At 68.8% G+C, this 11,377-nt stretch carries 10 protein-coding genes; 9 read left to right on the top strand and 1 reads right to left on the bottom strand.

All coding sequences use genetic code 11. The annotated features are described in order from the left end of the window. Positions 1 to 2 precede the first annotated feature (2 nt). Entirely contained in the window at positions 3 to 1,580 is a 1,578-nt protein-coding gene (gene fadD1 / locus ACYQ8K_RS00365) for a fatty-acid--CoA ligase FadD1 (RefSeq protein ID WP_459966354.1), read from the top strand. A gap of 19 nt (positions 1,581 to 1,599) precedes the next feature. On the opposite strand, the gene ACYQ8K_RS00360 is transcribed toward fadD1, so the two are convergent. Further along, positions 1,600 to 2,463: a DMT family transporter gene (locus tag ACYQ8K_RS00360; protein ID WP_459966593.1), complete on the bottom strand. Its 864-nt coding sequence runs from the start codon at positions 2,461 to 2,463 to the stop codon at positions 1,600 to 1,602. A 238-nt stretch (positions 2,464 to 2,701) separates the two neighbouring features. Between ACYQ8K_RS00360 and ACYQ8K_RS00355 the strand changes: the two genes are divergently transcribed. The 8 genes from ACYQ8K_RS00355 to ACYQ8K_RS00320 all read left to right on the top strand — a co-directional run bounded on the left by ACYQ8K_RS00355 (position 2,702) and on the right by ACYQ8K_RS00320 (position 11,297). Next, the gene (locus tag ACYQ8K_RS00355; RefSeq protein ID WP_459966353.1) at positions 2,702 to 3,799 is read left to right on the top strand and encodes a ferredoxin reductase; all 1,098 of its coding nucleotides are present in this window, start codon (positions 2,702 to 2,704) and stop codon (positions 3,797 to 3,799) included. A gap of 16 nt (positions 3,800 to 3,815) precedes the next feature. Beyond that, entirely contained in the window at positions 3,816 to 5,222 is a 1,407-nt protein-coding gene (locus tag ACYQ8K_RS00350; RefSeq protein ID WP_459966351.1) for a fatty acid desaturase family protein, read from the top strand. A 115-nt stretch (positions 5,223 to 5,337) separates the two neighbouring features. Beyond that, complete coding sequence (locus ACYQ8K_RS00345) at positions 5,338 to 6,654, top strand: molybdopterin-dependent oxidoreductase (protein ID WP_459966350.1); 1,317 nt, start codon at positions 5,338 to 5,340, stop codon at positions 6,652 to 6,654. Beyond that, positions 6,647 to 7,141 (top strand): hypothetical protein, encoded by a 495-nt coding sequence (locus tag ACYQ8K_RS00340; protein ID WP_459966349.1) that lies wholly within the window; start codon positions 6,647 to 6,649, stop codon positions 7,139 to 7,141. Before ACYQ8K_RS00345 ends, ACYQ8K_RS00340 begins: the two co-directional genes overlap by 8 nt. A 153-nt stretch (positions 7,142 to 7,294) precedes the next feature. After that, positions 7,295 to 7,594, top strand: coding sequence for a hypothetical protein (locus ACYQ8K_RS00335; protein ID WP_459966348.1), 300 nt, complete (start codon positions 7,295 to 7,297; stop codon positions 7,592 to 7,594). Positions 7,595 to 7,630: 36 nt separating this feature from the next. Then, complete coding sequence (locus ACYQ8K_RS00330) at positions 7,631 to 9,253, top strand: class I adenylate-forming enzyme family protein (protein ID WP_459966347.1); 1,623 nt, start codon at positions 7,631 to 7,633, stop codon at positions 9,251 to 9,253. Further along, positions 9,240 to 10,013, top strand: a complete 774-nt coding sequence (locus tag ACYQ8K_RS00325; protein ID WP_459966345.1) for a class II aldolase/adducin family protein — start codon at positions 9,240 to 9,242, stop codon at positions 10,011 to 10,013. Before ACYQ8K_RS00330 ends, ACYQ8K_RS00325 begins: the two co-directional genes overlap by 14 nt. 15 nt (positions 10,014 to 10,028) lie before the next feature. Then, positions 10,029 to 11,297: an amidohydrolase family protein gene (locus ACYQ8K_RS00320; RefSeq protein ID WP_459966344.1), complete on the top strand. Its 1,269-nt coding sequence runs from the start codon at positions 10,029 to 10,031 to the stop codon at positions 11,295 to 11,297. The last annotated feature ends 80 nt before the right edge of the window (positions 11,298 to 11,377 follow it).

Below are 11,377 nucleotides of genomic sequence, written 5' to 3'. Positions count from 1 at the left end.
CCGTGCCGGAGACGGTTCAGCAGCTGCTGCGGCAGCGGCGCGACGACGACACCCCGGCGCTCGCCCACGGCGACCGGACGTGGACCTGGCGCGAGCACCTCGCCGAGGCGGAGGCGGAGGCCGCGGCGCTGATCAAGCTCGCGGACCCGGCGCGGCCGCTGCATGTCGGTGCGGTGCTGGGCAATTCGCCGTCCATGTTGCGTGCCATGGCCGCGGCCGCGCTCGGCGGCTACGTGTTGTGTGGCATCAACACCACGCGGCGCGGAGCCGGATTGCTCGCCGACATCCGGCGATCCGACTGCCAGATGCTGCTCGTCGACCCTGAGCATTGCGAGCTGCTGGATGGGTTGGACCTCAACGGTATTCAGGTGCTCGATGTGACCGGCGCACGCTACGCCCAAGCCGTCGCCACGGCGCCACCGCTGGTCCCCGTCCGCGAGGTCGCGGCCGCCGACACGCTGATGATGATCTTCACCTCGGGCACCAGCGGTGACCCGAAGGTGGTGCGATTCGCCCACGGCATGGCGATCATGTGCGGCGCCAGCCTGATCTATCAATACGACGTCACCGCCGACGACGTCTGCTACCTGGCGATGCCGCTCTTCCATTCGAACGGTGTCGCCGCCGGGTGGGCCGTCGCGGTCGGCTGCGGGGCGACCATGGTGCCGGCCCGGTTCTCGCCATCGCGCTTCCTCGACGATGTCCGCCGCTACCGGGTGACGTACCTGAACTACGTCGGCAAGCCGCTGGCGTTGATCCTGTCCACCCCCGAACGTCCCGACGATGCCGAGAACACCCTGCGAGTGGCGTTCGGCAACGAGGCCACCGATCGCGATATCGCGGAATTCGCAAGGCGTTTCGGGTGCCGGGTCGTCGACAGCTTCGGCTCCAGCGAATTCGCGGTCATCGTGGTGCGAGAAGACGGCACCCCGCCCGGCTCCATCGGCAAGCCGTACCCGGGCGTGAGCATCTACAACTCGACGACACTGCGGGAGTGCGAGGCGGCGCGGTTCGACGCGCACGGGGCGCTGACCAATTTCGATGACGCCGTCGGTGAACTGGTCAACACCCAGGGCGCGGGCCCGTTCGCCGGCTACTACAACGATCCGGGCGCCACCGCCGAGCGGATGCGGCACGGAATGTACTGGTCGGGCGATCTCGCCTACCGCGACGCGGACGGCTGGATCTATCTCGCCGGGCGGACCGCCGATTGGATGCGGGTGGACGGGGAGAATCTGGCGGCCGGCCCGATCGAGCGGATCCTGGCGCGGTTGCCCGAGATCAGCCAGGTCGCCGTCTATGCGGTCCCCGACGACCGGGTGGGCGACCAGGTGATGGCCGCGGTGGTGCTGCGGCCCGGGGCAAGCCTGAACCCGGATGATTTCGAGAAATTCCTTGCCGCCCAGGCCGACCTGTCCCCTAAGGCGTGGCCGCGCCACGTCCGCATCAACGATCAGTTGCCCGCGACCGCGACGAACAAGATCCTCAAGCGGGCGCTCAGCGCCGCGGGCGTCACCGCGCAGGACGGGGTGTTGTGGACGCGGCCCGCGCGCGGCACCAGCTATGCGCCGCGCGTGTGACCGCCACGGGCGGGCGGTCTCAGCCCGCTTCCTCGGGCACGGGGGCTTCGCCGAAGCGGGCGAGCACCAAGGTGCCGGACACGGCCACGACGAATCCCGCGATCACCAGCCAGCCGAGCCCGTCGCGCGCGGTGTCGCCCAGCCACACCACCCCGACGAACGCGGGCGCCAGCGTTTCCCCGACCACCATCCCCGCGACCGCCGTGGTCACCGATCCGCGATGCAGCGCGGAGGTGAGCAACAGAAACCCCGCGGCGCCGCCCGCGGCGGCCGCGTACAGGGCGGGGTTGGTGTAGAAGGAACGTTTGGTGGGATCGATCGCGTCGACCAGGCGCACGCCCACCTCGACCACGCCGAAGCCGGTTCCGGCGCCCAGCCCCAGCGCGAGCGCGCGGGCGCGGTCGGGCAGATGCCCGGCGACGGCGCCACCGACGAAGATCGCGGCCACCACGCCCAGCAGGGCCCAGCCGAGCCCGGCCGGCGCGTGCCGAAAGTGGCCCGGGCCGGCGGCGAGAGCGAGCACGACCAGGCTCGCGCAGACGACAGCGACGGCCGCCCACTCGGCCGTCGACAAGCGCGCCGCCAACACCCACGCGGAGACGACACCGGTGACCGCGATCGAGGCGGCCAGCGCCGCCGCGACCACATAGATCGGGACCAGGCGCAGCGCGGCGACCTGTAGCGCAAACCCGATGACGTCCAGGCCCACACCGACCAGGTAGCGCCACTGCCGCACGGCGCGCAACAGCAATACCGCATCCACGCCCGAACCGCTGCCCGCTTCCACCGAGCGCGTACCCGCCGCTTGCAGCACGGTCGCGGTCCCATAGCAAAGCGAGCAACCCAGCGCGAGGAGGAAGCCGATCAGCACATCCACCGACACTAGGCGCCGCGACGACCGGCTGCGGCGGATGACCGCGCGAAACGCCTGAACAAACGTTTGGGCGCCCGTTGCCAGGGGCACCTCACGGGTATCTATTGCCAGCCCAAAGTCGACCGCGTAGCGGACAGTGAACGGCTGAGATGTAGCAGTGTAAGCATTTTCCATATGGTTATGGTTGTGCGACAACAGGATTCAAAACTATGTTTAGAGTCGGTGTACAACTGTGTACTCTGGCGATATGGCTGAACGTGGCGCCCAGCCCGACGTCCCCTGGGGACGTCGGTTGTTCCTCCGAGCGGTGCGGCGATTGTTCAGCCCGCTACAGCCCGACGATTACCTCGAGATGATCAATCCGCTGTGGACCACCAAGGAACTGCGCGGCAAGGTCGACCGCATCGAGCCGGAGGGTTCCGAAGCGGCGAGCGTTCTCATTCGTCCCGGCTACGAATGGCCAGGTCACAAGCCCGGTCAGTACGTGCGGCTGGGCGTGGTGATCGACGGCGTCTACCACTGGCGCGCGTATTCGCTGACGTCCGATCCGACGCCCGCGGACGGACTGATCAGCGTGACGCCCAAGAAGGTCGACGGCGGCATCGTGTCGCCGTACCTGGTGCAGAAGATCCGGCCGGGCGACCTGGTACGGCTCGGTGAGATCGAGGGCGTGTTCACGCTGCCCGAGCCGCTGCCGCCCAGGCTGCTGTTCATCAGCGCCGGCAGCGGCATCACGCCCATCATCAGCATGCTGCGCAGCCTCGATCATCACGACCAGCTGACCGACGCGGTGGTCATTCACTCGACCCGCACCCGCGAGCAGACCATGTTCCTGTCCGCGCTCGAGGAACTCGACCGCCGCCACCAGGGAATGCGGCTGGACCTGCGCCTCACCTCCGAGCGTGGCCGGCTCGGGCCGGACAACCTCGACGAGGCGTGTCCGGACTGGCGTGAGCGCGAAACGTTCTGCTCGGGCCCCAGCGACATGCTCGACGCGCTGATCGAGCACTGGGAGAACAACGGCGATCGCGACCGCCTGCACTTCGAGCGGTTCCAACCCAAGATCGGCGGCGACGAGAACGCCGGCGAGGGCGGCACAGTGTGCTTCCTGGACAGCGAGAAGTCCGTCGAATGTGACGGCGCCACATCGATTTTGGAGTCGGGGGAGCAGGCCGGGCTCAACCTGGCCCACGGTTGCCGAATCGGAATCTGTCATACCTGCGTGGGGACGCTGAAGTCGGGCAAGCTGCGTGACCTGCGCTCAGGTGAAGTGACCGAGCCCACCGGACAGGACGTCCGGATCTGCATCAACACCGCCGAAGGCGACGTCGAACTCGCATTGTGATCGAAAGGAGCGGCTTGTGACGACTGCCGTCAGAAGCAGCGGGGCGAGCGTCCTCGCGCGCTTGAGCGAACAAGAACTGGAAAAGCTCGGCAAGGAACTGGACGCCATCCACGACGAGGTCTTTGCCGACCTCGGGGAGCGCGACCGCCGCTACATCAAGACCGTCATCTCGGCGCAGCGCCAGATCGTGGTCCTCGGCCGCGTGCTGCTGCTGGCGTCGCGTTCGAAGACGGCCTGGGTCTTGGGTACGGCCTGTCTGGGGATGGCCAAGATCCTGGAGAACATGGAGATCGGCCACAACGTCATGCACGGGCAGTGGGACTGGATGAACGATCCCGACATCCACTCCTCGGTGTGGGACTGGGACACGGCGTCCACCGCCGAGGCCTGGAAGCACTCGCACAACTACATTCACCACACCTTCACCAACATCCTGGGCAAGGACAAAGACCTCGGCTACGAGATCATGCGGATCGACCCCAACCAGAAATGGGAGCGACGCTTCCTGTTCCAGCCGCTCTACAACCTGCTGCTCACGCTGCTGTTCGAGTGGGGCGTGGCCGTCCACGACATGGACATCGAGGCCATCCGCAAGCGCGAGAAGCCGTGGTCGGAGGTGCGCAAGGACCTGAAAGGCATCGGCGGCAAGGCGCGCGCGCAGATCTACAAGGACTACCTCGGCTGGCCGGCGATCAGCGCGGGGGCGTTCGGCCTGGCGCAGTTGGCCCTGCGCGGGCGGCTCGACCAGCCCGCGCGGTCCCGCCTCGGCAAGCGGATCCGTCGCGTGTCGAGCCGGGGGCGGCTGGGCGCCGCGGCGAACTTCCTGGACAGGGTGTTGCCCGGGGTGGAAAGCACCTACCTGCGCACGCTGGGCGCCGACCTGCTGGCCAACCTCATCCGCAACGTGTGGGCCCACGCGATCATCTTCTGCGGGCACTTTCCGGACCAGACGTACACCTTCACCCCCGAGGAGGTCGAGGACGAGACGCGCGGCGGCTGGTACCTGCGCCAGCTGGTCGGCGCCGCGAACATCGAAGGCAGCCCGCTGTTCCACATCATCAGCGGCAACCTGGGTTATCAGGTCGAGCACCATCTCTATCCCGACATGCCCAGCAGCCGATACTCGGAGATCGCGCCGAAGATCAAGGAGATCTGCGAGCGCTACGAACTTCCGTACAACTCCGGCCCATTCGGGAAGCAGTGGTTAGCGGTGCACCGCACCATCTTTCGGCTGTCATTCCCCGGCGGAAAGCCGCGGCCGAAGCCGGGACCCTACCGAAGCCAGGACGCCCGGGTGGAAGCGCAGCGGCCCGGCGAGGGAGCGCGGTTCCGCGACCGGGTTGCCGCCGAGCACCCGGCGGCAGGCCCCGAACACGCATCCGGCGGTGTCGAGGTGCAGCCCCCGCCGCGCGGCCGGGACTGAGGCCCGCAGTCCGTTCGCGCCGGACCGGCGAAACTGAACCCGTCGCCCCGCCCCACCGTGAATGATCGTTGACGGCAGCACGGCAGGCGTGCTCGCGCACGGTGGTTAGGGGCGGATGAAGCCAACGCAGACGACCGACGCGCCCGCCACCGAGGACATCGACGCGGCGGACAAAGCCCGCGGTCACGGCGGCCGGCTGTGGCGCAGCCCGTTGCGGGGACCGTGGCTGACGTCGGTCTTCGGCTCGGTGCTGCTGGTGGCGCTGCCGATCGTCATGCTCACCGGCCTGCTGTCCTACATCGGCTACGGGCCGCGGTTGGGCCAGGCCATCCCCGGCGACGTCGGCTGGCTCACCCTGCCGACGTTCGACTGGCCCACCGATCCGTCGTGGCTGTACCGGCTGACCCAGGGGCTGCACGTCGGGCTCGGTCTCGTCCTGATCCCGGTGGTGCTGGCCAAGCTGTGGTCGGTCATCCCCAGGCTCTTCGTGTTCCCGCCGGTGCGGTCGATCGCCCAACTGCTGGAAAGGGTTTCGCTGCTGATGCTGGTCGGCGGCATCCTCTTCGAGATCGTGACGGGCGTGCTGAACATCCAGTACGACTACATCTTCGGGTTCAGCTTCTACACCGCGCACTACTTCGGCGCCTGGGTGTTCATCACCGGCTTCGTCATGCATGTCGCGATCAAGAGCCGGCGCATGTGGGCCGGCCTGCGGGCACTGTCGCTGCGGGAGGTGCTGCGCACCGCACGCGCCGACACCGAGCCCGAGCCATGGCGGCCCGACGGTCTCGTCGCCGCCGACCCCGCGCCGCCGACGATGAGCCGCCGCGGCGCCCTGGCGCTGGTGGGCGGCGGCGCCCTTTTCCTGGCGGTCATCACCGCCGGCCAGACGCTGGGCGGCTACGCCCGGCCGGCCGCTCTGCTACTGCCGCGCGGGCGTCGCCCCGGCGGCGGCCCCAACGACTTCGAGATCAACCGCACCGCGGCCGCCGCCGGCATCACCACCGCGGACACGACGGAGCGCTGGCGGCTCACCCTGAGCGGCGGCCCCCGCCCGGTGACGCTGGACCGCGCCGCCCTGCTGGCGATGCCACAGCACACCGCCGTCCTGCCGATCGCCTGCGTCGAGGGTTGGTCGACCACGCAGACATGGACCGGTGTGCGACTGGCCGACCTCGCCCGGCTCGCCGGGGTGCCGGCACCGGAATCAGCGCGGGTGTCGTCGCTGGAACGTTCGGGCGCATTCGCCGGCGCGACGCTGCAACGCAACCAGGTGCTGCATCCGGACGCGCTGCTGGCGCTGCGGGTGAACGGCACCGACCTGTCCCCGGATCACGGCTTTCCGGCGCGGATCATCGTGCCCGCGCTCCCCGGCGTGCACAACACGAAATGGGTGGCCTCCATCGCTTTTCGGACGGTCGCACATGCGTAACGCCTTCGCGCGGATCTACGGATCCCACCCCTTGCACCTGCTGACGATGATCGCCGGCTTCGCCCTGCTGGGCTACGTCATCGCCGTCGTGAAACCGGTCACGCTGTGGAATCCGCGCGTCTGGTGGCAATCGATCATCGTTTGGTTCGCCGCCGCCGTCGTCGCCCACGACCTGGTGTTGTTCCCCGCCTACGCCCTCGTCGACCGGATGCTGTCACGCGGCCGCGCCCGGCCCGCGCGCGCCGATGCCGGTGTGCAGGTGCTCAATTACCTCCGGGTGCCCGCGCTGGGGGCGGGCCTGACGCTGCTGGTGTTCCTTCCCGGCATCGTCCGGCAGGGCGCCGCCACCTACCGGGCCGCGACCGGCCAGACTCAGGACCCGTTTCTCGGCCGGTGGCTGTTGCTGACGGCCGCGATGTTCGCGATCAGCGCCGCGGTGTACGCCCTGAAGCTCGCGGCGGCGCGCCGACGGGCGCGGCCGCGCTGACCTTGCCGTGGCTCCGATGGCGCGGGCGGGCGGTCGGTGGATTCCCTGCGCCGCAACGTGTTCGGTCCGGCACCTTGAAGAATCCTTGGAGTGTGCTCGTAGTTCTCCCGCCTGACCTGCGCGTCCGCCGACCGACAACTACGGTGGTGCCTCATGGGGATGCCGAAGGGCACGGCACGTGCCGCGCTGCGCGGGTGCGTGACCGCGGTCGCCCTGGCCGCCGGCCTCTTATCGGGTGGCGGCGCACCGGCGGCCACCGCGACGCCGGCGGTCGTGACGCCCACGCCGCCGGCCCCGGGCGGTGCCGTGCCGGTGCAGCCCGTCGGGGGAGGCGGCTGCATTATCGGCCTCAACTGCGGGTGCATCCGCAACGTCACCTGCCCGTCGCCGCACCCGCGGCGCCCGAGCGTCGACAACAGCCAGCACGCCGCGCCCACCCCGCCGAATCCCTAACGCCGAAACCGCGGGCGGCTTTCCTATCATTTGGTGATGAGCGCCGGTGGGCTGGGAACCGCGGGATCACCGGCGTTCACCTACGAGGACGCGGCCCGCTTTCGTGCCGCCGGCTGGTGGTGCGATACGACGCTGTCGGACGCGGTGCGCCGCAACGCCGAACGGGCGCCCGACCGTCCCGCCTATCTTGACTACGGCGGATCCACCTTCACCTGGCGTGACTTCGACTGCGCCGCAACTATTTTGGCTGAAGCATTGACCGGTGCCGGCGTCGCCCGCGGTGACCGCGTGGCGGTATGGCACGGCGACTCCGCCGCCATTCATGCGTTGTTCGTGGCGATCGAACGCTGCGGCGGGGTGGTCGTCGGCCTCGGCGCGCGCGCCGGCACCCGCGAGGCGTCGGCGATCCTGCGCACCGCCGAGCCGACGACGTTGATCAGCGACCCGCCCCGGGCGGGCGCCGCCGCGGACGTGGCCGACGAACTGCGGGTGCCGCACGTGGTGTTGAACCACGACGGCGGGACACTGCGGCTCGACGTCGACGCCGAGCCCAGGGCGCCGGCGGCCGGCTGCCAACTCGGCCCCGACGACGTCTTCCTGATCAACTCGACGTCCGGCACCACCGGGCTGCCCAAGTGTGTGGTGCACACCCAGAACCGTTGGCACTACTTCCACCAGAAAGCCGTCGCCAACGGGCTGTTGACGAGCGACGAGGTATTCCTGCCGGTCATCCCCACCCCGTTCGGGTTCGGGCTGTGGACCAGTCACACCACCCCGATCTACCTCGGCGCCACCGCGGTGCTCCTGGACCGGTTCACCACCAAGGCCACCTGCGAGGCGATCGAGCGGCATCGGGTCACCGTATTGTGTTGCGTCAGCACGCAATTGACCATGCTGATGGCGGACCCGGCCGGTCGCGACCACGACCTGAGTTCGCTGCGCGTCGTCTACACCGGCGGGGAGGCGTTGCCGTACCGGCCCGCGGCCGAGTTCGAGGAACTCACCGGTGCCAAGATCCTGCAGTTCTACGGCTCCAACGAGACCGGAATGCTCAGCGCCACCACCGTCGACGACTCGCGCGAACGCCGGCTGCGCACCGGCGGCCGGCTCATCCCCGAAATGGAGGTCCGGCTCTTCGACGGGGACCGCGACGTCACCGCGACGGGGCGCGGCCAGCCCGCGTGCCGGGGACCGGCGACCAGCCTCGGCTACCTCGGCGGCACCGACCACGACAAGCTGTTCACCCGCGACGGGTGGATGCGCATGGGCGACATCTGCGAGATCGACGCCGACGGCTACCTGCGCGTCACCGGCCGCACGTCCGATTTCATCGTGCGCGGCGGCAAGAACATCAGCGCCAGCGAGGTCGAGGACGCCGTCATGACCCATCCCGCCATCGCGATCGCGGCGGCCGTCGCCATGCCCGACCCGGTGTTCGGCGAAAAGGTCTGCCTCTACGCCGAACTCACCGACGCCGCCACCGTCGACCTGCCCGGGCTCGTCGAACACCTGCTGGCGCTGGGCGTTTCCAAGGAGCTGCTGCCCGAACGGCTCATCGTGGTCGACGAGTTGCCCCGCTCATCCGGCGGAAAGATAGCCAAAGGCCGGCTGCGCGAGGATATTGGAGCCAGAATGGAGGCCGGTCATGAACGCTCCTGATGCCCGCCGCGGCGGGTTGGAAGTCTGGGCGCCATCGGTGGTTCCGCCCATCGGCGTCGACCTGTCGAACCAGCAGGCGCTGGCCATCGCCTTCCGCCACCTGGCCGGCATCGGGTTCGCCGAGAACATGGCCGGGCACATCACCTGGCAGCTCGACGGCCAGACCGACATGTTCGTCAACCCGTGGGGGCTGTGGTGGCAGGAGATCACCGCGTCCGACATCTGCGTGGTGGACGGCGACGCGCGCGTGGTCAGCGGCCGCTGGGACGTCACCCCGGCCATCCACATCCACACCGAACTGCACCGGGTGCGCGACGACGCCCGGGTGGTGATCCACAATCACCCCTACTACGTCTGCGTGCTCGCCGCGCTGGGCAGACTGCCCGAGCTGGTGCACCAGACCGGTTCGCTGTTCCTCGACGACCTGTGCCTGGTCGACACCTACGACGGCGAGATCGACAGCCCCGCGCGCGCCGCGGAACTCGCCGCGCGGATCGGCGCCGCCAACCTGACGATCCTGGCCAACCACGGCGTCATCGCGACCGGGCGCAACCTGCCCGAAGCCGTCTACCGTGCGGCGTCCGTCGAACGCGTCTGCAAGCTGGCCTACGACGTCCTGCTCACCGGCCGCGATCCGGTGCCGATGAACTGGTCGGACATGGCCGGCATGCAACGGTCGCTGATCGAGCGGGCGGCCGACGTGTATTGGGCGGGGGCCGCGCGGATGACGATCAAAGCCGACCCGGACGTGCTGAGCTGAGCGGACTGCCGACACATGAAATCGATCGACGAGCTCGCCTCCAATTTGAGCTTCACGACGGCCAAGACGGGGGAGGACCGCTCGGTCACCTTCCTGCCGGACCCGCCGCGGGCCGCGCGCCGCTACACGGTGATCTCGGTGGACGACCACATCGTCGAACCGCCGGACACCTTCACCGGCCGCCTGCCCCGCAAGTACGCCGACCGGGCGCCGAAAGTCGTCGAGACCGACGGCGGGGGACAGACGTGGGTCTACGACGGCAAGGAGCTGCCCAACGTCGGCTTCAACGCCGTCGTCGGTCGGCCGGTGGCGGAGTACGGATTCGAGCCGGTTCGATTCGACGAAATGCGCAGGGGCGCATGGGATATCCATGCCCGTGTCAAGGACATGGACCTCAACGGCATCTACGCCTCGTTGAACTTCCCGTCGTTCCTACCGGGCTTCGCCGGGCAACGGCTGCAGCAGGTGACCAGCGACCGCGACCTGGCGCTGGCCTCGGTGCGGGCCTGGAACGACTGGCATTTCGACGTCTGGGCGGGGTCGTATCCCGACCGGATCATTCCCTGCCAATTGCCGTGGCTGCTCGATCCGGAACTCGGCGCGGCGATGATCCGCGCGAACGCCGAGCGTGGCTTTCACGCCGTCACGTTCAGCGAGAACCCGGCGATGCTCGGCTTGCCCAGCATCCACACCGGCCACTGGGACCCACTGATGGCGGCCTGCGCCGAGACCGGCACCGTGGTGAACCTGCACATCGGATCGTCGGGGTCGTCGCCGTCCACCACCGCCGACGCGCCGCCGGATGTGCAGGGTGTGCTGTTCTTCGCCTACGCCATTTCCGCCGCGGTTGACTGGCTGTACTCCGGGCTGCCCAGCCGATTCCCCGACCTCAAGATCTGCCTGTCCGAAGGCGGAATCGGTTGGGTGGCAGGGCTGCTCGATCGCCTCGACCACATGCTGAGTTACCACGCGATGTACGGCACCTGGCAGGCGCTCGGTGAGCCCCTGACTCCAGCGGAGGTGCTGACCCGCAACTTCTGGTTCTGCGCGGTCGAGGACAAGTCCTCATTCGTGCAGCGTGACCGGATCGGCATCGACAACATCATGCTGGAAGCCGACTACCCGCACTGCGACTCGACATGGCCGCACACCCAACAAACCATTCACGAGCAGATCGGCGACCTGCCGGCAGACGTGATCCGAAAATTCAGCTGGGAGAACGCATCTCGGCTGTACCAGCACCCCGTGCCGACCGCGGTGCAAGAGGATCCCGAAGCGTTCTGACCGGGCGCTCGCGCCGAACGCCGTTCCCAGGACCGGGCAACCGATGTAAGCTACGTTTAGTACATACTGAACGAACTGGA

It is taken from the genome of Mycobacterium sp. MUNTM1, assembly GCF_054660795.1.
The sequence above is the reverse complement of the archived record's forward strand: the minus strand, read 5'-3'. Positions and strand labels throughout refer to the sequence as shown.